We start from the raw sequence: 25,505 nt of genomic DNA, 5'->3' as shown, positions 1-25,505 counted from the left end.
CCATTAATGATGCGTGAGATCAGTTACCCACGGCTTGCACAATTCTGATCTGTTTTTCATCCGGTATTTCTTGGTAAGACAGTACCCGGAGATTAGGTATTGTGTTCTTCACAAATTTCGCCAACGTCGAGCGTAATACACCGGAAGTTAGCAGAACGGCAGGTTCGCCTTTCAGTTCTTGTTCCTGTGTCGCTTGGCTTAGTGAAGACTGCAATCGCTCAGCGAGTCCCGGTTCAATCCCCGCGGATTCGCCTCCTGATGCTTGCATAGTTTGATGCAATATTTGTTCCAGTTCGGGTATCAAAGTAATCACTGGTAACTCAGGCTCTATACCATTGATTTCTTGAACAATTAGACGTTTAAGACTAATTCGAACTGCTGCCGTCAATATGTCAGCTTCTTGACTCTTACTTGAGTACTCAGCCAAAGTTTGAACAATCGTGCGAATATCGCGGATTGGAATGGCCTCGTTTAACAAGTTTTGTAGAACTTTCACCACCACACCTAAAGGCAACTGATCAGGAACAAAGTTCTCAACCAACTTAGGTGCGCTGCGTCCTAACATTTCTAATAAATTCTCTACTTCTTCGTGACCAATCAACTGTGATGCGTTGTTAGTCAATAACTGGCTCAGGTGCGTCGCTAATACTGTCGATGAGTCAACAACCGTATAACCTAACGCCTGAGCATGCTCACGCTGATCTTCGCGAATCCATACGGCTTCCAGTCCAAATGCAGGGTCAATGGTTGGCTCGCCATCAATCATGCCATACACCTGACCTGGGTTAATCGCTAGCTCTTGATCCGGACGAATCTCAGCTTCGCCGACCGCAACCCCCATTAATGTGATTCGATAGCTGTTTGGCGTCAGTTCAAGGTTGTCACGTATGTGAACCGCAGGGATTAAGAACCCAAAATCTTGCGATAGCTTTTTACGCACACCTTTTACGCGCTCTAACAGTTCTCCACCTTGGTCTCGGTCCACTAGCGGAATCAAGCGGTAACCCACTTCTAGGCCAATAATATCGACTGGCTGGACGTCGTCCCAAGAAAGCTCGCGTTGTGATGAAGGTTCTGTACCTTCATCTGCTGTTGCTGATAAAGCGGGCTCTTTCGCTTTCTGCTTTTGCCGTTTGTCGATGAAATATGCCGCTGCACCGGCCGCGACTGCCAGGCTCAAAAACGCAAAGTGTGGCATGCCCGGTACGATGCCCATCACACCAAGAATAGCCGCAGTAATCATCAGCGCTTTTGGGTTGTCGAACATCTGGAAGACCAGTTGTTCACCCATGTCTTCATCGGTGTTTTGGCGTGTCACCATCATTGCCGCTGCAATTGACAGCAATAGCGATGGGATTTGTGCGACCAAACCATCACCGATTGTCAGTAAGGTATAGATTTCAATCGCTTCACCGAAACCCAATCCATACTGCGCCATACCGATCGACAGGCCGCCGACGATGTTGATAAACAGAATCAAAATACCGGCAATCGCGTCACCTTTTACGAACTTCGAGGCACCATCCATCGAGCCATAGAAATCCGCTTCTTTGGTCACTTCAAAACGACGAACTCTTGCCTGCTCTTGGTCTATCAATCCGGCATTCAAGTCCGCATCAATCGCCATTTGCTTACCCGGCAACGCATCAAGCGTAAAGCGAGCACTTACCTCAGAGATACGACCCGCACCTTTGGTCACCACCATAAAGTTGATGATCATTAAGATGAGGAAAACCACTAGGCCGACCGCGTAGTTACCACCAATAACGACGTTACCGAACGCCTCAATTACGTTACCTGCCGCATTACCGCCTTCATGACCATGCAGTAAGACGACACGAGTCGAGGCAACGTTCAAAGCCAAGCGGAGCAACGTGGCGATCAGCAATACCGTTGGAAAAGCAGCGAAGTCCAAAGGACGACGTGTGTAAACGGTCACTAACAACACCACCATCGACAGCGCGATGTTAAAGGTGAAGAACATATCCAGCAAAAATGCTGGAATCGGCAGTACCACCATCGCTAGGGTGGCCAAAACCATCACCGGAGCACCAATAGCTGGCATTTCACGTTGAGGGATTCGTGGCAATTTATCTGCAAACGGCAGGCTTAACTTCATACTGCGAGAGATCTCAATCGATTGAAGCGTCACGTAAGCTCTTACTATTAATACGCGACCGCTTTAGCCTAAAAGTTTAGGTAGGGTTGATAATTAAAGCGTTTTAAGCAATCTATGTACCAGAATTAGCGCCAAAATAATGACTAAACACTCAAATAGAGCTTAGCTTTTGATCAAACGAGCTTTTTTAAGGCTTTACCGCTTTTCGTATCAATGACGGTGCTCGGGCGGGATTGGCAAATCATAATCTTGAATTTTCGGGCGCTGTCCACCTCGTTTTCGGTATTGCTTCAATTGGAATACAAATGCCAAAACCTGAGCGACGGCAGTAAATAACCCATCGGGGATCTCTTGCTCGAGCTCTGTCGTGTGGTACAACGCACGAGCCAAAGGTGGTGCGGGCACAATCGTAATGTCATGTTCGCGGGCGACTTCTCGAATCTTCATCGCCATGTGGTCAGTACCTTTAGCGATCACGACTGGCGCACGGTCTGTCTTCTGCTTATAACGAAGCGCTACCGAGAAGTGCTCAGGGTTAGTAACAATAACATCAGCTTGAGGAACATCCGCCATCATTCGACGTTGAGCCGCTTCCCTTTGCAACATACGAATACGGCCTTTCACTTCCGGCTTACCTTCAGTCTCTTTGTATTCGTCTTTGACTTCTTGCTTGGTCATTTTTAACTGATCGGCGTGCTGCCAGATTTGAAATGGAATATCGATGGCAACCACAATCAATAGCGAGCAACTGATCAGCAAAATAAAGTTCAGCAAAATATCTAAAGCATGGAAGATGTTTTGCGGATACACATCCATGCTCAATTGAATCAGATCGGCCTGCGATGCTTGGATCAAATAGATGGCGACACCAGTGACCAGAACCACTTTAAGGATTGATTTGATCAACTCTACCCAGCTTTGCATTCCAACCATTCGCTTTAAGCCGCTAAGCGGATTCATTTTCGACAGCTTGGGCATGGCCGCTTGGGCAGAAAAACTGATTCCTCCCACACCTGCTGCTCCAATCATGGCGGCGGTAAACAATGTCGCTAACACCAAAAATAGTGGGAACAACAAATCACTCATCGCGCCCAAAGCGATATCAAACAGTTTTGCAGTATCGAAAATCTCTTCTCGTTGAAGATCAAATAAACGGCTCATGATGGAAAACAATGAACGTGCTAACGCCTCGCCAAACCACATCAATGAAATGGCGCCAACGATCAGCACAGATGCTGATGCGAGCTCTTTAGATCGAGCGACCTGCCCCTTTTCTCTGGCTTGTTGTAACCGTCGGGGCGTGGCTTCTTCGGTGCGTTCCTGACCGTCTGATTCTGCCAAATCTTAGCACTCCAAGCGAATAAGCCGACAAATCTGCGCCTCACCCACTGTCCAGAACATTTCATAATGACTGTATAGACCAGCCAGTATGTACCAACAAAGTAATAGACCCACCATCAAAGCAAAAGCAAAACCAAGCGAGAAGATGTTCAGCTGTGGTGCGGCACGGGTCATTACACCAAACGACAAGTTAATGGTCAGTAGCGCAATAATGCCAGATAGAGACATACTCAGTGCCGTTTGGAACATAATACCAAGCCAGCCTGCCATTTCACGGAAATCAACCGCGTTGAGCGAGCCGGAGCCAATCGGCAAAGTTTTGAAACTGAACACCACCAATTGCAGCATTTTTAAGTGTCCATCGGTGGCAAGAAAAAACATTGTCGTTAAGAACATGAATAACTGACCAAGCAATGGCGTGTTCTGACCATTTGCAGGATCAACCATAGAAGCAAAGCCCAAACTTGATTGCATACCCAATATTTGACCAAGTAGGACAAAGGTTTGAATCATAAATTGAGTAACCATACCCATCGCTATGCCGATGATCATTTGCTCGGCAATGGTCATGAAGCCACGAAACGAGAGTAGCTCAATGTCCTGAGGTACGGCGGGGATGGCTGGCATGACAGCGAAAGTGATGGCTAAACCGAGGTAAAGGCGGATTCTTGGCGAAACAAATCGGGCCCCGGTTACTGTCATCACCATCAACATGGATGAGATACGAACATAGGGCCAGAAGTAGTTTGCGATCCAATCTAAGACAACGCTAGTGGGGTACTCCATAGGCGCCTCTAATAAAGCACCTGAGGTAAGCGTTCAATCAAGCCATAGAAATATTCCATCAACATTTGCGTCATCCAATGCCCAAACAGCATCAGGGCCAAAAGCGTGACAATCAAACGCGGTAAGAAGCTCAATGTTTGTTCGTTGATGGATGTCGCAGCTTGAAAAATCGCAACTACAAGGCCGATAAGCAAGCTTGGGATGATAATGGCGCAGACCATGATAAGCACCATCCAAAGTGCTTCACGGAAAAGCTCGACAAACATTTCTGGTGTCATGTCTTATCCTCTATCTGCGCTTATCTAAAGGGCAAAGCTGCCCGCAAGTGTCGAGAGTATCAAGTTCCAACCATCGACCAATACGAACAACATCAACTTGAACGGCAACGAAACAATCATTGGTGACAACATCATCATACCCATTGCCATCAGTACCGAAGCGACTACAAGGTCAATAATCAAAAACGGCAAGAAGAGCATAAAGCCAATTTGGAATGCAGTTTTTAGCTCTGAGGTGATAAAAGCCGGAATCAACACCGCCATCGACACATCTTCTGGATCCTCGACTTGCTCTCCAGACATGGTTACGAACGTCTCCAAATCTTTGATTCGGGTCTGCTTAAGCATAAATGCTTTCATTGGCGCTTGTGCTGCATCAAACGCTTCTCGCGCCGTAACTTGCTCGTTCAAATAAGGCTGAACAGCTTTGTCGTTGATTTCGTTCAGGACAGGAGACATAACAAAAAAGGTCAAAAACAGCGCAATACCAATAATGACCTGATTAGAAGGCGTTTGTTGCAAACCCATTGCCTGACGCAATATCGACATCACCACTACAATTCGAGTGAATGAGGTCATCAGAATCACCATGGCAGGCAAGAAGCCAAGCATGGTCATTAACGCTAAAATTTGTAGTGTAACCGAGTAGTCTTCACTGCCATCAGGGTTCGTGGTCATGGTGAATGCTGGAATACCACCGCCACTAGAAACGGACATAGCACGGCTAGCACCAGTATCACTTTGCATAGCCTGAACTGTAACACTACTTCCATCGGCTAAGTTATCTGGCAGCGCTGACTCCTCTGCTTCAGCAAAGGTAAATGAAGAAAACAGCACGCCGACAAAAAGTAACAACGTACTCAGGAGCAAACGAATTGGATTACCCTTTGTCATGTTTTTTGATCAGCTGGCTAAATTGAGTCGCAAAAGCATTGGTCGCCAACTCTTCCTCTTTCAGTGGCTTATCTAACTTGGCTAAAGTTTGGATCGATTGGCTAGTAATCCCAACCAAAAACTGTTCTTCACCCACTTGAACTACTGCGATTCTTTCTTTTGTACCCACTGGCAACTGACTCACTATACGCAAGCCCTTTTGTTGTCCCATCGCTGGCACTTGCATACGTTTCAGCAACCAAGCCAGCAAAAGAATCACGCCGATTACAAGCACAAGCGAGCCAAGTGTCGTCGCAAGATCCAGATTATTTGGTGCGGCAGCCAATGCATAAGGAGCACTTAGCATTAAGCTCAGTGCTCCAGTGATTTGCTTCAATCGCATTTTGATTGAACGACTCATCTTAACGCAGCTTCTTAATTCGTTCAGTTTGGCTGATCACATCCGTCAAACGGATACCAAACTTATCGTTGACGACCACGACTTCGCCGTGAGCAATCAAAGTACCGTTAACCAATACGTCGAGCGACTCACCGGCTAGACGATCCAACTCAACAACCGAACCTTGGTTAAGCTGCAACAGGTTCCGAATGCTAATTTGAGAACGACCGACTTCCATCGAAATCGTCACCGGGATATCCATAATAGTGTCGAGTTTACGACGCTCATCTTCGCTAATTGGGCTTGAAGTGTCTTTTAGCTCTTCCAGTGGCGCAGCCAATACTTCATCTACGTCTACAGAAGGGGCAGACGGGTCTTCGCCAAGAGCGGCTGCCCATTCGTCTGCTAGCTTTTGATCGTCACTTGGTTCCATTTTTCTATCCTGTGTTACGCCTTACTCATGCCATAGCATGTCTGTTTAATAAGGTATCTTAATGGTCTATATCGTCTTCACTCTCAAGCTCAGACATGATGTCTTTACCTAAGAAAGCTAAATCTGTTTTGACGACATGTGGGCGCTCAATTTCCTCAGAAATTTGCACCGCTAATTTGTCTTCCGAACGACCCATTTTTACGCGATAGGTCGGTAGGTCTTCTACAAACATCGTCGCATGTTCTGGCATTTCAATCGGGATGATATCGCCCGGTTGCAGCTCCATGAGATCACGCAAAGAAATGTCTTTTTCGAGCAAGTTCACGCGGAAGTTAACCGGACAATCCATGATCTCTTCACGTAGTGCTGAGCTCCAGCGAACGTCCGTTTCCATCTTGTCGGACTGAACACCTGCATCCAATAGTTCACGAATAGGCTCAACCATGGAGTAAGGCATAACGACATGAAAATCGCCGCCACCGCCGTCAACTTCTATATGGAATGAACTCACGACAATCACTTCTGTCGGGCTGACAATGTTTGCCATGCTTGGGTTTACTTCAGAGTCGAGATATTCGAACTCTACCCCCATCACTGGCGACCACGCTTCTTTATAATCTTCAAATACAATTTTCAGTAACAACTGAATGATGCGGCGTTCCGTTGGGGTAAATTCACGGCCTTCGATTTTGGCGTGGAATCGACCATCACCGCCAAAGAAGTTTTCTACCAGAATAAAGACTAAACGAGCCTCCATGGTGATCAACGCAGTGCCTTTTAACGGACGAAAACGCACCATGTTCAAACTGGTTGGCACGTACAATGTGTTCTGGTATTCACCAAACTTCATCATCTGCACGCCATTGATCGACACCTCTGCCGTTTTACGCAGCATATTAAACAGACTAATACGCATGTGCCGTGCAAAGCGCTCGTTGATAAGTTCGAGCGTCGGCATTCGACCACGTACGATTCTGTCTTGCGACGAGAAATCAAAATTGACGGCACCCTCAGTGTCGTTTTCTATCGGTTCATCGACGTCATCAACATCGTCAACCCCATGCAATAGCGCATCAATTTCGTCTTGGCTTAATAGATCGGTCACGTTTTACCTATTGAATAACAAAATCTGTAAACAGTACTTTTTCAATCACTGGCTTACCGACCGCAGCATTCAGCGCTGCTTTGATATCTTCGGAAGCACGATCGCGCAATTCCACTCGTCCTGTAGGAGAGCGCAATTGATCAACCGTCGCGGAAGCAAACGTTGATAGCATAGAGCTTTCAATCAGTGGCGAATGATACCGCGCCAACTCTTCATTTTCTGCACCGCGAACCATTAACTGCGCTTTAATTTGAACCAACCTATCGCGGCTATCCCCAGTAACGTTAAATACAAATGCCTGAGGAAGATTCACATACGCGATGGGCGCAGCATCCGATGCCTTCACTTGAGCCTGTTGAGACGATTCAGCCTGAGCAGGTTCATCAGAGCCCATTAGAAAAAATGCCGCTGCCCCGCCACCAAGTAGTAATACTACAACAGCGATGATGATGATAAGTAACTTGCTTTTTCCTTTCGGCGCATCGGCCCCTTGTAACTGTTCTTCTGCCATTCTTGTCTCTTATTGTTCTTTTGAGTTACCAAGACGTTTTAGTGAGTTGCTTGGTAACCGTATGCCATTGCCGTTAAACGGCCTTTTATGCGTAAAAACTAATTCCATCACGCTTTGAAGCGACATTCAAATCCAGATTGACATCAGATTCAAAACCCTCTTCGGACTGTCCAGAGAAACCGCCACTTTGCGCGCTTTGAGCATGTTGTTCAGCAGTATACCTACCTTGCTGTTGCCCACTGTTTTGTTGTTGGACGGAAGAATCAGCCAGCTGCATACCTTGTTGCGCTAGCATTTCTCTCAAACGAGGGAGCGTCTGTTCAATAATGTCACGAGCTTGCGGGTTGTTCACTGTAAAATGTACATTGGCAACGTCATTATTCATGGTCATACGAATTTGCATACGACCTAACTCTGGTGGATCAAGACGAATATCGAGATTTTTCAGATTCTTCGACATCATCATTTGCACTTTTTCCGCAACTTGCTCGTTGGCTAGCTCTTTAGTTAGTTGCAACGGAAGCTGAGCTTGTTGTGCAGCATCAATACGCGTTTGTTGCTGCACATTAATTCCTTGCTGACCTGCCATAGCCTGAAGCTGTCCAGCGAAGCCGTGTTGGAGGTCCGGCTTATCTTGTCTATCCGCAGTCGCCTTTAGCGCACCAGTCGCCAATGCTGCGTTCATCACTTTCTGGCTAATCTCTCCGTCTTTCACACCTTGAAGCGACGTCGGCACTTGCGCGGCTATCAACATATCGGGCGTTGGAGATAATGCGACTTTTTCTCCACTATGAGCAGTTTGTGGCTGGGGTACTTGAGCCGCTGTATGCTGGATTTGCTGAGACACTGCCATAGGTCCAGCCTGGCGAGTTAAATTATGTTGTACTTGTTGCTCTGCGAAAATCTGTTTAATGTCATTAGGGAGCGCAACAAATTGGGCAAGGTCTTGCTCAGGAATATCTGCCGTGATCCTTCCTTGTTTCAACCCTTCAATGATCTGAGCTTCTTGCTGAGTCAGTGGTTTTCCTTGCGCCAACTTGGTATCTATAATTTCAAGTTCATCCAAGGAGACTCGTGGAAGCGCGTCGATGTTAGAACCATCAACATCTGTTAACAACGGCGACAGCTCATTAGCTACTTCACCACTGACCGCGCTCTTAGCCGTCGGATGGCTGGCTTGTTTCGCTAGCTCTTGCCAAGCAGCAAACTCAGGCGAAAGTTTGTCGACATCGATAGGTTGACCATTCTTATCTAAAATTGGCTCTAAGTCTTGCCCTGGGATCATCTGTGCTTGTTCAAGCGAATGAACTAATGGCGTTTCATTCAAAGCCAACTCATCAAGGTTTGCCGAAACGGTTGCTTGCTCGTGGAACGAACGTACTAAATTCGCTCTCTGAGGCAAAACTTTGCCACTATCGATGGATGCATTACTCGCATTCAGGGCTTGATTCGCTTGTTCAATTCGACCAAGAAGCTGTTGTCCTTCGCCCATCGTGCTTTTTACGTCCATTGTATTTGATGGGTTACTCGTATCAATTGATGTTGATTTCACTTTTTCAATAGCTTCAACATCATGCTCCAAAGGTGTGCTGTTACTCGCCTTTTGTAAACTTACTTCTTCACTTAAGGTTGCATTCGGTTTGTTTGCTGATATTTCATCAAAATCATGGGTTCCGTCACTGACGGATTCTTGGCTTTCTTGCGCCAACAATTCGTCCGAGACGTTAGCAGAAGAAGTACTGCCTACATCCGCTCTTTCTTTTTCTTCAACCACTGTCGATTCTGTTGCTACTTTTTCGGGCTTTTGTTTACCAGCAAATGCATCGGTTAACGTTTCTAAAAATCCCTTGCTCTCAGTGCTCTCTGCGGACGCTTTAGCGGACACATCAGAAACTGGCGTCTTGGTAGTCGCAGATACATGGGACAAATTCACACTCATCTAGAAACTCTCGTTCTCGTGGCTCTGAGTATATCGCTGGCAGGCAGCAATACTGGCGGCAAACTAAGGTCAAAAAGACCCGACACTGACAGCTAAAATGCAAAAATCACACCACAATATTGGGCCAATTCTCGGCAAGCTAATAGATGGCATGTTTATGGAACAAACATCAACAATACTATCCGATAACCTGGTTCCTAACATGATGTACAGCTACTTGATTGACTTTGAAAAACGATAAGCGTAAACAGACACTTGGCTTAACAATTAAGGAATCACTTTGAAGATCACAGAATTACGCCAATATAGAATCAGAGCAGGCAAAACAGAACAGTGGCTAAGTTGGATGAAGGAAGAACTGTTGCCCTATCAACGCTCACAAGGCATGCGTGTACTGAATACTTACGTCCACACTGGTGATGATGGACATGACTATTTTGTTTGGCTTCGAGAGTTCGACAATGAACAAGCACGCCAGGCTCTCTACGAAAAAACATACAACGAGTGGTGGGTTCGCGAGATTCGACCGAAGGTATTTGAGCTAATTGAACAAGACTCAATCAAAGTTACCTTACTTGAAACGGTAGAGATGTAGTCAACTGCAACACCGTAATGCAATATCGAACCGATAACCTTTAGAAACGATGTGGTTTTCGACTGTAAAGTAAGGTGGAAAACTCGTCCATTTGCTTTTGTTCGCGCTTAGCTTCAGCAAGTTGTTTCTCTTTTTCGCGTTTGTCTATCATCCACTCATAGGATTTGCGTTCTTTACGCACGGTTAACCAATATTCTTTACAGTTTTCAACCTGCTCTTTGAAATGACTTTCTGCTTGCTTTTGCTTAGATAAAGTTTCATCTAGCTGGGTAAGGAATCGATTTAGGTGTCCATATTGACTTGCCGTTAGGCCCGCCTGACCACGGTCGACGAGTTGCTGGCAATAATCAAGCCGATACTTTTCAATTTGTTCAACCTGACGGTAATAATCTTCGAGTTCAGAACGCGCTTTGTTCAGTGCAAGCACAGCTTGGTCTTCACGATCCTTAGTTTGCTCAAGTAGAAACTCCATCGCATTATTCACGCGCTATCACCCACCCAAAATGTTTCTAAGCATATTGACGCACATATCGTATGGCACCGATTCTTTCATGCTCTGCTGCAAGTATTCGTCTAACTTCGGTTTCAAAGTAAATGCGCCATCAATAGCAGGATCGGTACCCGGTTTGTACGCTCCAATCGAGACCAAATCTTGATTCTTGCGACAAATAGACAAGACCTGTCGCACCGCTTTTGACATCAGAACGTGCTCTTCGGTCGTGATTTGCGGCATAACACGGCTCACCGACTTCTCGACATCAATCGCCGGATAATGGCCTGCATCCGCCATTTCACGAGAAAGTACAATATGGCCATCAAGAATGGCTCGCGATGCGTCCGCTATCGGATCTTGCAAATCATCCCCTTCGGTCAACACGGTAAAGAACGCCGTAATCGAGCCTTGTTCGGCACTTCCATTACCCGCTCGCTCAACCAGCGCTGGCAGCTTGGCAAATACAGAAGGCGGGTAGCCTTTCGTCGCTGGCGGCTCACCAACAGAAAGTGCGATTTCACGCTGTGCTTGTGCAAAACGAGTCAACGAGTCCATCAATAGCAGAACATCTAACCCTTGGTCCCGGAAGTATTCAGCAATCGTTAATGCCGTTTGGCACCCCTTTAAGCGCATTAGAGGTGAAGCATCGGCAGGCGCCGCGACCACCACTGAGCGGCGACGACCGTCCTCACCCAAGATCTCTTCGATGAACTCTTTAACTTCACGTCCACGCTCACCTATCAGGCCGACGACCACAACCTGTGCGGTGGTGCCTCGCGTCATCATGCCAAGCGTGACCGATTTACCCACACCAGAACCTGCAAACAGACCGATACGCTGACCTTTACCAACCGTCAACAAACCATTGATGGCTTTTAGGCCAACATCGAGCGGTTCAGAAATTGGCTTTCGAGCCAACGGGTTGATTGGTTCGGCATTAAAAGAGGCACGGTGATCGGTATACAAAGGGCCAAGTCCATCAAGTGGATTCCCAACCCCGTCTATAACGCGCCCAAGTAATTCCATGCCAACAGGTAAACCAGCGTCACTGGTTAAAGGGGTGACTCTCGCGCCAGGTAAAATGCCCGTAATTTGTTCGCTTGGCATTAAAAATAGGTTGTCACCTGAAAAGCCGACGACCTCGGCTTCCATCTGACCTGACATGGTTTCCACTAAGCATAAACTGCCAATTGGTGCGCGACAGCCGGTCGCTTCCAACGTTAACCCAACCACACGCACCAGTTTGCCAGAGGCGACAGGGCGCGTCGTAAGGCCTTCAACTTTGTAGTTTTTTAAGCGGTCAGCGAGTGCTTGCATGGATTACTCACCCTCTTGATGACGGTTTGCGCCACAAAAGCTGTGCAATACGCTTTTGACGCGTTCTTCCATGCGATAATTAATGCTTGATTCACCGGCTTCAATCTGGACGTCACCTCGATTGAGCGATGGCTCAGCAACTAACGTCCAGTTGCGACAATCAAGGTCTTCTTCACCATAAGCTGAACGAATAATCGCGACATCTTCTGGATTCAGGTGCAAGGTAATAGGGTGGCCTGATATTGGTAGCGCTTCGACCGACTGCTTCACTGTATCTAAAATAATTTGAGGGTTGGTTTGTACTTCAACGTGCACCACTTCTTTGACTAAGCAGAGCACCATATCCACCAGCTGCTTTTCAACCTGAGCATTCATCAACTCCAAAGGTTGAGCAAACTGATTGGCCAAGTTCATAAAGGCTTCAACTTGCTGCTGAATGTATTCTTGCCCTGCAGTTACCCCTTCAGCTTTTCCGAGCTCGAGACCTTCAGCATGGCCGGCTTGCAACCCTTCTTCTTTACCTTTGTCGTAACCTTGCTTAAAGCCAGCTTCCTGACCTTGATGTAAGCCTTCTTGATAAGCACCTTGCTTAATCAGTTCAATTTGTTCTTCGGTTAGCGCAAGTGGCTGCTCTTCTTCAGGCTCATCAAAATTCGGCACCCATCCCGGGTCATAGTTGAACGCGGTTTGTTTTGCTTGTTTGGCTTTAGGCTCGCCATAATCAGGCAGCCCCCAACGTTGAGGTTCGATCATCGAATCATCTTCATCAGGACGGATAAATCCACGTTTTCTATCGCCAGCCATGGGTTACCTATTGTGTGTTCGATTAAGAAGTGAGGGTGCTCCGCAATAGGATAATTGCGAAGCAATAGAAATTATAAGAATTCGTCAGCACCGCCAGATAGCATGAGCTCACCAGCATCCGCCATTCGACGGGCAATTGCTAAGATTTCTTTCTGAGCGGCTTCTACATCTGCCACTCGTACTGGCGGCATCGCTTCTATGTCATCACGCATCATATCAGCAGCACGTTTAGACATATTCTTGAAGACTTTCTCACGTAACGAGTCATCTGCACCTTTGAGTGCTTTTTGCAACACGTCTTGCGGTACGTCACGCAGCAACTTCTGAATACCTTGGTCGTCCACCTCGACTAAGTTTTCGAAGACAAACATTAGGTCTTGGATTTGTGTCGCCATGTCTTCGTCCTGATCGCGAATTTGTTCCATCAACAAACCTTCGACGTTGTTGTCTAGGTAGTTCATGATCTCCGCTGCTGCTTTCAGGCCGCCAATTTTGGCTGCTTGTGCACCCGCTTGACCCGCGAACTGTTTCTCCATGATTTCGTTCAGCTCTGCCAATGCTGATGGCTGAACTTCTTCAAGGTTGGCAATACGCATCATCAGATCCAAACGCACGCGCTCAGGGAACTGAGACAAAATCTCTGCAGATTGGTCTGCTTCTAAATAAGACAGTACGATAGTTTGAATCTGTGGGTGTTCATTGACAATAATGCTCGCCACTTGGCGTGGGTCCATCCATTTCAAAGAATCCAAACCCTTTGAGCCCGTACCAAGTAGGATCTGGTCAACTAAGTTGTTGGCTTTGTCTTCACCAAGAGCGGCAACCAATGCATTACGCATAAAGTCTTCGCTGCCCATACCAATGTTGGTGTATTTCTGGATATCCTCCAAAAACGCACGATGAACAGCAGATACCTTGTCTTGGCTGAGATCCTTCGCGCGAGCCATCGCACTACCAACACGCTGAACCTGTTTTGGTTCTAGGTGACGGATAATGCCAGCTGCATCTTGTTCATTAAGGCTCAGTAACAAAATTGCCGCTTTTTCTTCGCCAGTAATGGTTGAAACATCCAGCTCTACTGGCATTCCCGCGGCGTTGTCATCTTGAGGTACGATATCGTTAGCCATTGTCATTCATCCAGTTTTTCACTACTTGAGCAGCCAGTTCAGGTTCATTCGCAACCAGAGCGCGAACCGCTTTCAATACATCTTCATCTTTATGAAGGTTTGGCAAATCAATACTTGAGCCAAACTCGAACAGTTCGCTGCTTTCGATGTCACTGCCAATCAAGCTAGTTTCACCATCCGCACCAATCGGCAAGCCGTCTGGTCCGTACATTTCGTCTTCATCATCGCTGGTAGGGTTAAGCAATTTCTTCATTGCTGGGCGAACCAGAACCAACACAACCACAATAATCACTAATGCACTTGCGAACCAACGAACCCAATCACTGAAGTTAGGGTGCTCCCAAATTGGTGGTTCTTCTAGCTGCTCAGCCTCTGGCTCAGCAAACTTTACACTCAATACATTCAGTAAATCGCCACGACCTTGATCAAAGCCAACGGTACCAATTAATACTTGGCGAATGGCATTGATTTCAGATTCGGACATTGGGGTATAAGTCACTTCACCCGTATCAGGGTTAACTTGACGACGGTCTTTAATCGCAACAGAAACGGTCTGACGAGCCACCGTCCCGGTCTGCTTTCGCTCGTGGCTGATGGTGGTATCTAGCTCAAAGTTACGCGTGGACTCTTTACGAACTGAACCCTGCCCCATGACAGAACCATCTTTCATTTGAGCCACATCTTGCGGAATTGAGGCATCCGCTGGAGGCTGATTACTCAACGCACCCGGAATACCCGCTACCATGTTACCGTTATTGTAATCTTCGAGTGCGTACTCACTGCGGGTCGCAGGGGTGTTTGGATCAAAGCGTTTGCGGGTTTGTTCAACCGCACTGAAGTCCATTTGGATATCAACCTGCGCCGTATAGTTGCCATAACCTAAAATCGGTAATAGTACGGAATCAATTTTTTCGCGCAGCGCTTGCTCTTGGCTGCGTTCTAATTCTTGTTCTTTGCGTCGCGCCGCAGAAGCAGGATCTTGGGAGCCTGAGCTGAGTAAGCGGCCATGCTGATCTGTGACGGTAATTCGAGAAGTTTTCATTCCCGGCACGGCACTCGCTACCATGTCGACAATAGAATCCACTTCTTGCTGCTTAAGGTTCGTGCCTGTCGACAATGTCAAAAATACCGACGCAGACGCTTCTTGGTTATGACGCACAAACACGCTGTGCTTTGGCAGTGCCAATAACACTCGTGCTTTGCGAACTTGCTTCATTTCTTCAATTGCTTGAGCCAATTGGCGCTCTCGACTGAGTTTGAGACGCTCTTGCTCGAGACGTTGTGAAACACCAAAACCCATGTCTTGCAGCAAAATATCATCGCCTGCTTCTGTAGCTTGGTTAACGCCGGAACGAACCATGCCAAGTTTGATCGAGTTGTACTCACTCGATTCAACAGAAACAGTATTGCCATCAAGCTTATAATTGATTTTCTGCTGGTCCAGATAATCCAGAACGGGGATCAATTCTTCGGTCTCATACGCACCAAGTGGGCGCATTTCCGGTTCTTTGACCCAAAAGAACAGCATCACGATCAATGCAACACAGATGGATATCGACAGCACAAGCACAACCTGACGAAGTAAATCGAGGTCGCCCACTGCCATATCGAATTTTGACGCACTACGCTCCTCTAGATCTGGATTTTGACTCTCCACATCCACATCGGAACTTGCTACCAGTGCACCATCTGAGCCGCCTTCAGTGACGGTTAAATCTGTAGACTTGTCTGCCACACTTATTACCTAAATTACACTGGCATGTTCATGAGGTCTTTATATGCCTCAACGAGTTTATTGCGAATTTGAACCGTCGCATCAAAAGCGACACTAGACTTGTTACGAGCGATCATAACGTCAGAAAGGGATACATCGGCATCACCACGATCAAAACGGGTTTGTAAATCACCAGATGCTTTTTGAAGTGTGTTCACGTTATTGATGGCTTTAGTTAGGAGATCGTTAAAATCCGCTCCAACTTTCGCCCCACTTGCAGTAGGAGCCGTATTGGTTGCTTCTACCATCATGGCGCGCATTTCTGCCTGAATACCATCAATTTTCATTAGCACCTCTAAGCCAAAAGATTGACTATTAACAAAACTGATTATTGACACAGCAATTAACGTGCCATAAGACATTAGCAATCAATTTACTTACACTTTTCGTCTTATGGCCGTTGTCTGTGTTAATTCGGGATATCTATACCAGCATCACGCATTTTGGCAAGCTTATAGCGCAAGGTTCGAGGGCTTATACCCAGTTTCTCCGCCATTTCTTTGCGTCGACCATTACACTCAACCAAAGTCTCCAAAATAATGGCGTATTCTTGATCGCGTAGCTCGCTGCCTAAGCCTTCTCCACCGCTGACCGGGCGGCTGACACTCTCAGCTTGCGCAACTGGCTTAACATTGGGCACGACCATATCTGCGTTTTGCACCACGTGTTGCAAGCTATTGGCATCTTGCCAATCTACGCCCTCAAGCAAAATGTGCTCTGCATCGATGTCGCCATTTTCACTTAATATCAGCGCTCGTTGAACCACGTTATCCAATTCACGAACATTACCCGGCCAAGGGTATTGCAATAGTTTTTCTAACGCAACGGTCGAGAATTGAGGCACTGGCATGCCCATTTTGCTGCAATGACGCTCAGCAAGATGCTTGGCAAGCGGTGCAATATCGCCTTTACGTTCTTTAAGTGCAGGCCACGCAATTGGGAATACATTCAGGCGGTAATATAAGTCCTCTCTGAAGTTTCCTTCTGACACGTATTGCTTAAGATCACGGTTACTCGTCGCTAACACACGAACATCTAACTTGATGCTTTTGCGACTGCCAAGGCGCTCTACTTCTCGCTCTTGCAAAACACGCAACAACTTCGCTTGCAGGTTCAAGTCCATTTCGCTGATTTCATCAAGCAAGATTGTGCCACCTTGCGCTTGTTCAAACTTTCCTGGGCATGCCTGAACAGCACCAGTAAATGCGCCCTTTTCATAGCCAAACAGTGTTGCTTCGAGCATATTGTCAGGAATCGCGGCACAGTTAATTGCGACAAAAGGACCATTTTTACGATTTGACGCGTTGTGAATATAACGCGACATCACTTCTTTACCTGAGCCACTCGGACCTAGCACCATAACATTCGCATCTGTACGCGCCACTTTATCGGCCAACGCGAGTAAGCGCAGACTTTTCTCATCAGCAACGATAGCATCACCGTTGTCCTCACTTTTTATCGGTGCATAACGACTGACCATATTTAGCAACACTTCTGGTGCAAATGGTTTCGCCATGTAGTCAATCGCGCCATCTTTCATTGCAGACACGGCATCTTCAATGTTGGCGTACGCCGTCATTAGCAATACTGGTAAGTTAGGCCAATTCTGCTTGATGCTTTTGAGCAGAGCTAAGCCACCCATACCCGCCATTTGCACATCAGAAACGACGATATCAACCGTATTCGATTTCAGCTTCAACAGTGCATCTTCAGCACAGTCCGCTTCCAACCACTCATACCCTGCCAGAGCCAGAGTATCGACTAGGGCTTCACGAAGACCTTCATCGTCTTCTACGATCAGCACTTTGCTTTGCGCCATTATGATTCTCCAGAAATTGTTATTACCAAAAGCCGCTTATTGCGCTTCTGTTTGCACTCGCTCTAGCGGAATGCACATGGTGAAGCAGGCTCCATCACCCTGCTCTGAAATAAGTTCCAATCGACCGTCATGGGCACGGCAAACCATTTGAACAACTGCCAACCCTAATCCAGTTCCTTGAGAACGTGTGGTAAAAAATGGCTCCATGATTTTGGCTTGCAGTTCTTCGGGCACTCCCGGTCCGCTGTCTTGCACAGAAATGCGTAACTCACCATTTACCGGGCGGAAAAAAATATCGACTTGCGATTCTTTACCAGACATTTGAATCGCATTCATGACCAGATTACTTAATGCGGATGCAATGGCGTTCGCATTGCCTAGTAGCTCAGTTTGTTCTTCTTCCACTTCTAGGCAGTAATCAATACTGTTGTTTTTTAGCGCGGTTTCGACCATCGGCTGATATTCCGCTACCAACTGGGCAATCGTGAATGGCTTAATGACTTTATTATCACCACCTTTAGCAAAAAGCAGCATATCATTAACCTGCTTTTCCAAATCGTGCAGTCGATCCATTAATTTGGTTTGGAAGCGATCTTTTGTCGCTGGAGGAAGATTTGGCGCTCCCAAATTGGATGCATATAACATAGCGCTCGACAGCGGCGTTCTTACTTGGTGAGCAAGCGACGCAACCATATGTCCTAACGACGATAAGCGCTGTAAATCACTGACACGAGCTTGAAGTAAACGGGTTTCGGTTAAATCGGTAATCAGGATCAATTGACCTGTTGTGGACGCCGAGATGGCGAGTCGAACTTTACGGCCATTACGTAATGAAACTTCGTGGCCATCATCTTCACGTGGGTCAAACACCGCCTGGATAACGTTGAACCATTTTTCGTTAACCAGTGGAATCTCAAGAATTCGGTGCGCTTCTGGATTTGCTTCACGCACTACTCCGTACGTATCGAGCAAAATCACTCCAGCAGGCATCACATCGAGCACCTGTTTGTAGCGCTCAACCTGATTCTCTACGGAATCTAAATGGGATTGATTGGTGTTGTTATCCATTACTGCCTGTCGAAATATCGCCGCTAAAACTAAAATAGCTTGGTAAGCAATTAGCGTACCAAGCTATTTTTTATATTTATCAGGACGTTAAGCTATCGACAATAAGTTGACACTCAGAGATAACGGTTTTGGATGCCAGAAAAACGATGTTAACTAGCACAAGTGATAATTCAGATATCGTCTTAAAACTTCACTTTACCTAGCGCTGTAAGTTGTACTTACGCATTTTTTCCACCAGCGTAGTACGTCGCATACCCAGCATGTCGGCCGCTCTTGCTACAACGCCACCCTGCGCTTCTAATGCTTGGCTGATCATATTAACTTCTAAATCAGCCAGCAGCTCTTTCAAATTAACCCCTTCCGGTGGCAGCGCTTGCGGGGCGTTCATGCTGTGATCAAGGTCGTCTTGCTCTTCAAAGCTAAAATCTTCAGAGAAGATATCTTGGAATACATCACGCTCTTGCTCTTCCACCGAAACAAATGGATTGCTCTCTGGTTGGAACTCTGGGATGTCACTGTAGCGATATTTGGTTGGTAGATGGTTTACATCCACTAAGCTATTTGGATACAGAATAATCATTCGCTCAACAAGATTAGCCAACTCGCGTACGTTGCCCGGCCAGTTATGCTCCATCAGTGAGTTGATTGCACGAGGTGTAAAACAGATAGGTTGTCCGCCCTCCGCCTCTAAACGTGTCATCAGTTCTTGCAGCAGCAATGGTATATCTTGTTTGCGCTCTTTCAGCGCTGGCATCTCAATCGGAAACACGTTCAGACGATAGAACAAGTCTTCTCGGAACGTGCCTTCTTCAATCATATTTTCTAGATTACGGTGTGTCGCCGCCACAACTCGAACATTTACCTTGATGGTACTATTGCCACCTACACGTTCAAAGCAGCGTTCTTGCAATACACGAAGCAACTTTACTTGCATCGACATTGGCATATCGCCAATCTCATCAAGAAAGATCGTGCCACCGTCTGCGAGCTCAAATCGACCTTTACGGGCAGTTAACGCACCAGTAAACGCGCCTTTTTCGTGACCAAATAATTCGCTTTCTAGGAGCTCAGGCGGTATTGCACCACAGTTAATAGGTACAAATGCGCCATCGCGGTATGAAGAGTGATAGTGGATGTTACGCGCAACAACTTCTTTACCTGTACCGGACTCACCTAAGATCAACACGTTTGCTTCCGTGTTTGATACTTGCTCGATCAGGTGTCGAACTTCTTGAATACCTCTACTTTGACCAACTAAGCTGCGAAAAAGCGTGTTTTTGCGTGCACTAGCAACAACATTCACTCCTTTTCGCCCCAGAAAATCTTTGCAGTGGCGTAACGCTTCACTAAGCTGTGGGTAATTAAGCGGCAGCTCTAGTTCACCAACAAAATTTGGAAGATCATCAACAGGCAAAGGAAAACGGCCCATGACTAGAAGAGGGATGTGGTAAGCGCTGTTTAAATGAGAGATAACCGTGCTCGCCGCTTGACCTGCTGGAATATTACCAACAATACAGCACGACCATACGCTAGACCAATCAACATCGCTGAGCTGATCAGAACTGACCGCTTCGCAATTTTCTCCAACAAATTCCAATATATTGCTTAAATTTAAACGACTTGATGCGTCATCATCAATTACAAGCAGCTTTGCCAAACCATGCATAAGTAAGAATGATTGCCTTTATTTTAGGTGCGTTGCGGCCAAACCTTGATTTGCGCAATTGGGTGCTAAAGAAGGCAGAACCACCACACTCAATTTACGATAGACAAAATAGGAAAATCAGCAACAAAAAAGCCATTAGGGCTACTAATGGCTTCTATTTTATTTGAATATAAAAATAAGGCAACCAAGCAATGGAGAGGTGTGAGCTTGATAGAAACTTTGCTACACAACTCGTTGCGCAATTGACAAATATATTCGTCTAGTATCTTAACGCATTGTTTTGACTATTAAATACCAACTTCAGCAGCGGTAAGATTATGAAACTCTGTTGGGATTTGGTCCCAAGCGGACTTGATCTCACGGATAATGTCGATAACGTCGTCGATCAGCTGAGGCTCATTTTGATGGTTAGCAGCAGAAATTTGCGTGATCATAAACTCATACAGTGAATCTAAGTTTGAAGCAATATCACCACCGTCATCCATAGATAGACAGCTGCGTAGCGCGATAATGATGTCTAACGCTTTACCCAAGCGCTCACCTTTTGCTGGAATATTGCCTGCTTGCATGGCTGCTTTACCTTGAATAAGGCGCTCAATCGCACCAGCCATAAGCATTTGAATGACTTTGTGCGGAGAAGCCGCGCTAAGCTGGCTGTCGACTGATACCTTTTTGTATGCTTGCAAAGAACCGCGCATAGTAATCCTCTTTTAAATAAATTTTTTGTACTGCTGAAGTGAACGCTGGCCATAACGAAACTTATGGAGCTCTTTTCCGACCTTTGACGTTTCCGATTGCATCAGCTCGACAATTCTTTTGGTACGAGTTAGCAATGCTTGCCACTCTGCATCCTGCTTAACCAAAGGATTTTGATGAATAATTGGTAACAGGTTTTGCAATAACCGTTCCCTGATATCGACCAAGCGAAGAATTTCTTCAGCATTAAAATCAATTTTTTCTAATTCTTGCGTAATTAGTTGATCTATATCACTAATTTCCATGAGTTCTTTTTGCATTTATTAACCCAACGCACTCATCAAAGCGCCTAACTGGCCCTGCATTTTACCGGTCGCATCTTGCATCGCGGTAAACTTCGCATGAGTACGCTTCTCTAGGCTTTCCATGCGGCGATCTAATGCCGCTTGATCGTCACTCAAACGGTAGTTTTGTTCTGTGAGACTTTTTTCTCGAGTACGAATACTGCCTGTAATACCTGTGATACCGTGAATCGCATCTTCTACTCGTTTAGCAAAACCTGTGTTGCCACCGAAGAACTTTTCTAACTCGTTGAAGTTATTGTTCAACTGGCGGTCTAGCATGTCATAGTTGATTTCTAGGGTGCCTTGACGTGTGGTCGTAATGCCAAATTCTGTTAAGGACTTTAGGTTTTCAGGTGCTTTATCGATTCGAGTAGAAAAGACCGATTTTAATCGTGAATCTGCACTGCGTACGGTGCTGTCACCTGACAACGGCCCTTTTTGACCAGTTACCGGATCCACACTCGCCAACGCTTGGGAGGTTTGATAAAACGAGTTATACGCTGCCACAAAGTTTTCGATATCGTTGCGTACACTTTGACGGTCGTACTCGACACCAATTTCAGCAGGCGGTTTATTCGGTTCTGATTTGCCTTTTAGTGTTAAATCAACACCTTCGATCGCATCTTCAATCACATTGTTGTGGCTAGATAGCTTTGCCACGCCATCAAGCAGAACTTCTGAATCTTGCCCTGCTTGTACTTCTGTCATCCCAAGGTATTCTTCAAAAGCAGATTGTGCCTTTGCGATTTTCGCTTCTGCTTCATCAATTTTTTCCAGACGCTCACGTTCTTGAGGATCAAGTTTAGCGCGATGAATTTGCTTAGCTTGCGCTTCGGAAAGTTCACCACGTGCCACTTTTTCGTCTAACGCTTGCTTTTCACTCGCAATTTTTTGCTCGATTTCCGCTTTTTCTTGCTCAAGAAGCTGCTTAGCCTCTTTCGTCGTAACGTAAGAATCGGTTAGGGTGCCCGATGCGGCATTATTCCAGCCTGGTACATCTGGTGCCTTCTCTATTGCCTTTTCGTCGAGTTCGAGCTCTGGTTCTTCATAAGAGTCCAACAAAGTACCTGACGCAGTTTCTGTCCACCCTGGAATTCTGTCTTCAGGGCGTAAGCTCGCGCGTCGGTTGGCTTCATCAATGGCTTCTTGACCAGCTTTGGCTGCTTCTGCACCCGCCGCAGAGATTGGCGCCTGCGATGCATCATCTTGTACATCGTCTGCCGCTTTTTGCTCTTCTGGAGGTAGAGGATTGCCGTTTACATCCAGCTCTTCTGCTGGTTGTTCCGGAAATTTAAGAGGACCTAAGACATCTTCCGCCGCTGAACGAGCTTCTTCAAGCGCGTTGACGCGGTCTTCAAGTGTTTGGTATTCGAAATATTTAAGAGGGTTGCCTTTTTCTGCCTCCACACTGACTCTGATTTGATGATCCTTACCAGAGAGGTTAGAAGCAAGGATAAGGCGTGGACCTTCGACGTCGTTAATAAGAGATGCACGAACGCCAGGGTTATCTTTAGCGCCATTGATGCCACGTACGACATCGATGAGCTTAGATCGGGAACGAACATCGATATTAAAACGCTCATCACCAAGCGAAATCTGCAGCTTACCAGGGCCAAATTTTGCGTCTTCTGGCAATACGTCAGAAGCGACTTTATGGCTCTGAGCAAGCTGCAACACATCGATAGCATATTTGCCAGCGATAGCATCTGTGGTTGCCGTGGCAGATACGATATTGTCATCGGTCGTTTCGACAGTGCGAACGGCAAATGCTTTCTCCTGGCGAAAGTTCGCCATGAGATTTTTCATCGTATCCAGTGATTCTCTGAGTCGTCCGTAAGCACTGATACTGGCATTAATTGTCGTGCGTTCGTTGTCGATGCGTTGCTGCTTTGGTACGCGTTCGGCATCCACAATTTTGCTGACCATGGAATTAATATCCATGCCGCCAGACATCCCCAAAGGGCCTAAACTCATCAAATCACCTCTAAAAACGACTTACACTTTTTCAGTCAACAACCCGCTGTTGGCTGTGTGCTCAGCTAGGCGACGCAATACCACTAGCATTTCTTCATCAGGAATTTGACGAATCACGTCACCGGTATTGGCTTCATAAATCGTCACCACATCTCGTCCGGATTCTTCATCCACTCGAAATGCGACTCCTTTGTTTATGGACGTGACAAATTCATTCATTTGTGCGACCAATTTTTCACGTTCTTCTTTGTTCAGTTCTTGACGGCTTTCAGCCATCTCGATCGCAGCTTGAACAGAGAAATCGTATTCGGTGTTTTTCGCTTTTTGCGGCGAAATCTCACCATTTGAATTTGCTGGGCTAGACGTGCCTATATCATTGCCATTTTTATTTGCAAACTTTGTGCCATTTGGCGTGCCGTAAGGCTGGATGTTCGATGCGTAGGAGGATATATCCATTACAATCTCCCTTCCACCTTATGGGCTAACGATAGAATCTATCGCTTTGGTGCCCCAGCACTAAGGTGTTGACCTCAGGCTGGGTTTACCACTTAGCCCAACAAGCTTAGCGCTGCAGATGGAGACTGCTTCGCTTGAGCCAGGATTGAAGTACTTGCTTGCTGAAGAATTTGCGACTTAGTCATCGCAGTGGTTTCCTTCGCGTAATCAGTATCTTTAATACGGCTTTTAGACGCGTTAACGTTCTCGTTAATGTTGTCTAGGTTGCTGATTGCGTGGTTGAAGCGGTTTTGGAAAGCACCGAGTGAAGCTCGTTGGCTGTCTACGGACTTAAGAGCACCGTCGATAACCGCTACTGCTTCTTGAGAGCCAGCTACTGTGGTTACGTCGATGTCTTTCACTGTTACGTCTTTCGGGCCACCAAAGCCGATCTCGTCTGCTAGGTTGCCAGAAAACTCAACATCACCTTCAACTTTTTGAGAAGAAGCAAATACTTGTAGTTTGCCATCTTCGCCAACAGAGGCTTTTACATCATCGTTTTGACCGTTGATGTATGTCGCTAGCTGCTCAATATCATCGCCTTGCTTAGCGCTGATTGATAGCTCTTTCTCTTCACCCTGCTTGTTGGTGTAGCTCATTTTGAACTCTGTTTTCTCACCAACAGTCCAAGATGCGTCCTTACCCTCTTCTGCTGCGTAGCTCTTACCACCCATTGCTGAAGTGTCTGAGCGTAGGTTACCCATAGAAAGCATCACTGCTTCACCTGAGTCCGCACCGATTTGGAAAGATTGAGTACCGTAAGTACCGTTTAGAAGCTTGTTACCACCGAAAGAGGTAGTTTCAGCAATACGGTTTAGCTCATCGTTTAGCGCTGTTACTTCTTCTTGGATCGCTACACGTTCTGCTTTTGAGTTAGAGCCGTTCGCCGATTGAAGCGAAAGATCACGCATACGTTGTAGGATGTTGGTAGATTCATTCATTGCACCTTCAGCAACCTGTGCAATAGAAATACCGTCGTTTGCGTTTTTCACTGCCATGTCTAGGCCACGGCTTTGTGCATTCAAGCGGTTTGAAATCTGTAGACCTGCAGCATCGTCTTTCGCGCTATTGATTTTATAACCCGAAGACAAACGCTCCATTGATTTTTGTTGACCGTCAGCTGCCTGGTTTAGGTAACGCTGTGCAGTCATCGCAGAAACGTTAGTATTAACGTTAATCGCCATAATTGATCTCCTTAAGGCTTTAGTGAATGTACCGTCGTGTCTCTCACCTCACTTAGGTACATCTCATTTCTCTCAGTCCCTTTAACGGCGACCGATGAATATCCTTTAGAAGAAATTTTCAATTTTTTGCGATTATTTTCTTTGGCTTACTGAAATGTGATGAAGCTCTAATGTCGTGATTCGCAGAAATCCTGGGGCCCCAAAAGACAGAAAAAAACCCAGCCGAAGCTGGGTTTACTCGCTCATCTCTCACCACGAGCCAATGAGGTTCTCGTCTTAGGTTTGAAATTAACCTAGCAGACTTAGCGCTGAGTTTGGCGCTTGTTTCGCTTGCGCAAGGATTGAGCTTGACGCTTGCGATAGA

At 46.3% G+C, this 25,505-nt stretch carries 25 protein-coding genes; 1 reads left to right on the top strand and 24 read right to left on the bottom strand.

Translation table 11 applies throughout. From position 1 onward, the window contains the following. Positions 1 to 19: 19 nt before the first annotated feature. From flhA to R7P36_RS20650, 10 genes are all read right to left on the bottom strand, one after another. On the bottom strand, positions 20 to 2,119 hold the full coding sequence (flhA, locus tag R7P36_RS20695) for a flagellar biosynthesis protein FlhA (protein ID WP_213900075.1): 2,100 nt from the start codon (positions 2,117 to 2,119) through the stop codon (positions 20 to 22). A gap of 210 nt (positions 2,120 to 2,329) precedes the next feature. Continuing rightward, positions 2,330 to 3,460: a flagellar biosynthesis protein FlhB gene (gene flhB, locus R7P36_RS20690; RefSeq protein WP_005380490.1), complete on the bottom strand. Its 1,131-nt coding sequence runs from the start codon at positions 3,458 to 3,460 to the stop codon at positions 2,330 to 2,332. 3 nt (positions 3,461 to 3,463) lie between these two features. Then, the gene (gene fliR, locus R7P36_RS20685; protein ID WP_005384463.1) at positions 3,464 to 4,246 is read right to left on the bottom strand and encodes a flagellar biosynthetic protein FliR; all 783 of its coding nucleotides are present in this window, start codon (positions 4,244 to 4,246) and stop codon (positions 3,464 to 3,466) included. Positions 4,247 to 4,254: 8 nt separating this feature from the next. Further along, positions 4,255 to 4,524, bottom strand: a complete 270-nt coding sequence (gene fliQ / locus R7P36_RS20680; RefSeq protein ID WP_005380488.1) for a flagellar biosynthesis protein FliQ — start codon at positions 4,522 to 4,524, stop codon at positions 4,255 to 4,257. A 24-nt stretch (positions 4,525 to 4,548) separates the two neighbouring features. Then, positions 4,549 to 5,418: a flagellar type III secretion system pore protein FliP gene (fliP, locus tag R7P36_RS20675; RefSeq protein WP_005384464.1), complete on the bottom strand. Its 870-nt coding sequence runs from the start codon at positions 5,416 to 5,418 to the stop codon at positions 4,549 to 4,551. After that, on the bottom strand, positions 5,405 to 5,818 hold the full coding sequence (fliO, locus tag R7P36_RS20670; protein ID WP_115386228.1) for a flagellar biosynthetic protein FliO: 414 nt from the start codon (positions 5,816 to 5,818) through the stop codon (positions 5,405 to 5,407). The genes fliP and fliO overlap by 14 nt, the downstream gene beginning before the upstream one ends. A gap of 1 nt (position 5,819) precedes the next feature. After that, positions 5,820 to 6,230, bottom strand: a complete 411-nt coding sequence (gene fliN / locus R7P36_RS20665; RefSeq protein WP_005380479.1) for a flagellar motor switch protein FliN — start codon at positions 6,228 to 6,230, stop codon at positions 5,820 to 5,822. A gap of 58 nt (positions 6,231 to 6,288) precedes the next feature. Next, the gene (fliM, locus tag R7P36_RS20660; protein WP_005380478.1) at positions 6,289 to 7,335 is read right to left on the bottom strand and encodes a flagellar motor switch protein FliM; all 1,047 of its coding nucleotides are present in this window, start codon (positions 7,333 to 7,335) and stop codon (positions 6,289 to 6,291) included. A gap of 7 nt (positions 7,336 to 7,342) precedes the next feature. Then, positions 7,343 to 7,846 (bottom strand): flagellar basal body-associated protein FliL, encoded by a 504-nt coding sequence (gene fliL / locus R7P36_RS20655; protein WP_005380477.1) that lies wholly within the window; start codon positions 7,844 to 7,846, stop codon positions 7,343 to 7,345. Between the two features lie 85 nt (positions 7,847 to 7,931). Continuing rightward, a complete protein-coding gene (locus R7P36_RS20650) occupies positions 7,932 to 9,785 on the bottom strand; it encodes a flagellar hook-length control protein FliK (RefSeq protein ID WP_213900067.1) in 1,854 nt (617 codons plus the stop codon). Positions 9,786 to 10,065: 280 nt separating this feature from the next. Between R7P36_RS20650 and R7P36_RS20645 the strand changes: the two genes are divergently transcribed. Then, on the top strand, positions 10,066 to 10,380 hold the full coding sequence (locus R7P36_RS20645) for an NIPSNAP family protein (RefSeq protein ID WP_033907108.1): 315 nt from the start codon (positions 10,066 to 10,068) through the stop codon (positions 10,378 to 10,380). 40 nt (positions 10,381 to 10,420) lie between these two features. Here the strand turns inward: R7P36_RS20645 and fliJ are convergent, their stop codons facing one another. From fliJ to R7P36_RS20575, 14 genes are all read right to left on the bottom strand, one after another. After that, on the bottom strand, positions 10,421 to 10,864 hold the full coding sequence (gene fliJ, locus R7P36_RS20640; RefSeq protein WP_005380474.1) for a flagellar export protein FliJ: 444 nt from the start codon (positions 10,862 to 10,864) through the stop codon (positions 10,421 to 10,423). A 6-nt stretch (positions 10,865 to 10,870) separates the two neighbouring features. Further along, positions 10,871 to 12,190 (bottom strand): flagellar protein export ATPase FliI, encoded by a 1,320-nt coding sequence (fliI, locus tag R7P36_RS20635; RefSeq protein ID WP_046875538.1) that lies wholly within the window; start codon positions 12,188 to 12,190, stop codon positions 10,871 to 10,873. Positions 12,191 to 12,193: 3 nt separating this feature from the next. Continuing rightward, a complete protein-coding gene (gene fliH / locus R7P36_RS20630; protein ID WP_213900066.1) occupies positions 12,194 to 12,994 on the bottom strand; it encodes a flagellar assembly protein FliH in 801 nt (266 codons plus the stop codon). Between the two features lie 71 nt (positions 12,995 to 13,065). After that, positions 13,066 to 14,121, bottom strand: a complete 1,056-nt coding sequence (fliG, locus tag R7P36_RS20625; protein ID WP_005380470.1) for a flagellar motor switch protein FliG — start codon at positions 14,119 to 14,121, stop codon at positions 13,066 to 13,068. Beyond that, entirely contained in the window at positions 14,114 to 15,856 is a 1,743-nt protein-coding gene (gene fliF, locus R7P36_RS20620; RefSeq protein WP_005380462.1) for a flagellar basal-body MS-ring/collar protein FliF, read from the bottom strand. The genes fliG and fliF overlap by 8 nt, the downstream gene beginning before the upstream one ends. Before the next feature lie 14 nt (positions 15,857 to 15,870). Continuing rightward, on the bottom strand, positions 15,871 to 16,182 hold the full coding sequence (gene fliE, locus R7P36_RS20615) for a flagellar hook-basal body complex protein FliE (protein ID WP_005384482.1): 312 nt from the start codon (positions 16,180 to 16,182) through the stop codon (positions 15,871 to 15,873). A 122-nt stretch (positions 16,183 to 16,304) separates the two neighbouring features. Continuing rightward, complete coding sequence (locus R7P36_RS20610; protein ID WP_213900065.1) at positions 16,305 to 17,714, bottom strand: sigma-54-dependent transcriptional regulator; 1,410 nt, start codon at positions 17,712 to 17,714, stop codon at positions 16,305 to 16,307. 36 nt (positions 17,715 to 17,750) lie between these two features. Next, complete coding sequence (locus tag R7P36_RS20605; RefSeq protein WP_213900064.1) at positions 17,751 to 18,782, bottom strand: sensor histidine kinase; 1,032 nt, start codon at positions 18,780 to 18,782, stop codon at positions 17,751 to 17,753. 199 nt (positions 18,783 to 18,981) lie between these two features. After that, entirely contained in the window at positions 18,982 to 20,448 is a 1,467-nt protein-coding gene (locus R7P36_RS20600; protein ID WP_213900063.1) for a sigma-54 dependent transcriptional regulator, read from the bottom strand. A 287-nt stretch (positions 20,449 to 20,735) separates the two neighbouring features. Continuing rightward, the gene (gene fliS, locus R7P36_RS20595; RefSeq protein ID WP_005380457.1) at positions 20,736 to 21,146 is read right to left on the bottom strand and encodes a flagellar export chaperone FliS; all 411 of its coding nucleotides are present in this window, start codon (positions 21,144 to 21,146) and stop codon (positions 20,736 to 20,738) included. A gap of 12 nt (positions 21,147 to 21,158) precedes the next feature. Then, positions 21,159 to 21,464, bottom strand: coding sequence for a flagellar protein FliT (locus tag R7P36_RS20590; RefSeq protein WP_005380456.1), 306 nt, complete (start codon positions 21,462 to 21,464; stop codon positions 21,159 to 21,161). 3 nt (positions 21,465 to 21,467) lie between these two features. After that, positions 21,468 to 23,462: a flagellar filament capping protein FliD gene (fliD, locus tag R7P36_RS20585; protein WP_053306694.1), complete on the bottom strand. Its 1,995-nt coding sequence runs from the start codon at positions 23,460 to 23,462 to the stop codon at positions 21,468 to 21,470. Positions 23,463 to 23,483: 21 nt separating this feature from the next. Further along, positions 23,484 to 23,918, bottom strand: a complete 435-nt coding sequence (gene flaG / locus R7P36_RS20580) for a flagellar protein FlaG (protein WP_005384493.1) — start codon at positions 23,916 to 23,918, stop codon at positions 23,484 to 23,486. A 92-nt stretch (positions 23,919 to 24,010) separates the two neighbouring features. After that, positions 24,011 to 25,141, bottom strand: coding sequence for a flagellin (locus R7P36_RS20575; RefSeq protein ID WP_005380449.1), 1,131 nt, complete (start codon positions 25,139 to 25,141; stop codon positions 24,011 to 24,013). Positions 25,142 to 25,505 lie beyond the last annotated feature (364 nt).

This window comes from Vibrio sp. 397 (assembly GCF_033339395.1).
Classification (GTDB): Bacteria; Pseudomonadota; Gammaproteobacteria; order Enterobacterales; family Vibrionaceae; genus Vibrio; species Vibrio alginolyticus.
Note: the sequence above shows the minus strand (reverse complement) of the source record. Positions and strands in the feature narration are given on the sequence as shown.

Excerpts from the sequence above, each read along its gene's own strand:
- flhA (WP_213900075.1), bottom strand. The coding sequence starts at position 2,119 with ATGAAGTTAAGCCTGCCGTTTGCAGATAAATTGCCACGAATCCCTCAA.
- fliR (WP_005384463.1), bottom strand. The coding sequence starts at position 4,246 with ATGGAGTACCCCACTAGCGTTGTCTTAGATTGGATCGCAAACTACTTC.
- fliQ (WP_005380488.1), bottom strand. The coding sequence starts at position 4,524 with ATGACACCAGAAATGTTTGTCGAGCTTTTCCGTGAAGCACTTTGGATG.
- fliP (WP_005384464.1), bottom strand. The coding sequence starts at position 5,418 with ATGACAAAGGGTAATCCAATTCGTTTGCTCCTGAGTACGTTGTTACTT.
- fliO (WP_115386228.1), bottom strand. The coding sequence starts at position 5,818 with ATGAGTCGTTCAATCAAAATGCGATTGAAGCAAATCACTGGAGCACTG.
- fliN (WP_005380479.1), bottom strand. The coding sequence starts at position 6,230 with ATGGAACCAAGTGACGATCAAAAGCTAGCAGACGAATGGGCAGCCGCT.
- fliL (WP_005380477.1), bottom strand. The coding sequence starts at position 7,846 with ATGGCAGAAGAACAGTTACAAGGGGCCGATGCGCCGAAAGGAAAAAGC.
- R7P36_RS20650 (WP_213900067.1), bottom strand. The coding sequence starts at position 9,785 with ATGAGTGTGAATTTGTCCCATGTATCTGCGACTACCAAGACGCCAGTT.
- fliI (WP_046875538.1), bottom strand. The coding sequence starts at position 12,190 with ATGCAAGCACTCGCTGACCGCTTAAAAAACTACAAAGTTGAAGGCCTT.
- fliH (WP_213900066.1), bottom strand. The coding sequence starts at position 12,994 with ATGGCTGGCGATAGAAAACGTGGATTTATCCGTCCTGATGAAGATGAT.
- fliG (WP_005380470.1), bottom strand. The coding sequence starts at position 14,121 with ATGGCTAACGATATCGTACCTCAAGATGACAACGCCGCGGGAATGCCA.
- fliE (WP_005384482.1), bottom strand. The coding sequence starts at position 16,182 with ATGAAAATTGATGGTATTCAGGCAGAAATGCGCGCCATGATGGTAGAA.
- R7P36_RS20610 (WP_213900065.1), bottom strand. The coding sequence starts at position 17,714 with ATGGCGCAAAGCAAAGTGCTGATCGTAGAAGACGATGAAGGTCTTCGT.
- R7P36_RS20605 (WP_213900064.1), bottom strand. The coding sequence starts at position 18,782 with ATGGATAACAACACCAATCAATCCCATTTAGATTCCGTAGAGAATCAG.
- R7P36_RS20600 (WP_213900063.1), bottom strand. The coding sequence starts at position 20,448 with ATGCATGGTTTGGCAAAGCTGCTTGTAATTGATGATGACGCATCAAGT.
- fliS (WP_005380457.1), bottom strand. The coding sequence starts at position 21,146 with ATGCGCGGTTCTTTGCAAGCATACAAAAAGGTATCAGTCGACAGCCAG.
- R7P36_RS20590 (WP_005380456.1), bottom strand. The coding sequence starts at position 21,464 with ATGCAAAAAGAACTCATGGAAATTAGTGATATAGATCAACTAATTACG.
- fliD (WP_053306694.1), bottom strand. The coding sequence starts at position 23,462 with ATGAGTTTAGGCCCTTTGGGGATGTCTGGCGGCATGGATATTAATTCC.
- flaG (WP_005384493.1), bottom strand. The coding sequence starts at position 23,918 with ATGGATATATCCTCCTACGCATCGAACATCCAGCCTTACGGCACGCCA.
- R7P36_RS20575 (WP_005380449.1), bottom strand. The coding sequence starts at position 25,141 with ATGGCGATTAACGTTAATACTAACGTTTCTGCGATGACTGCACAGCGT.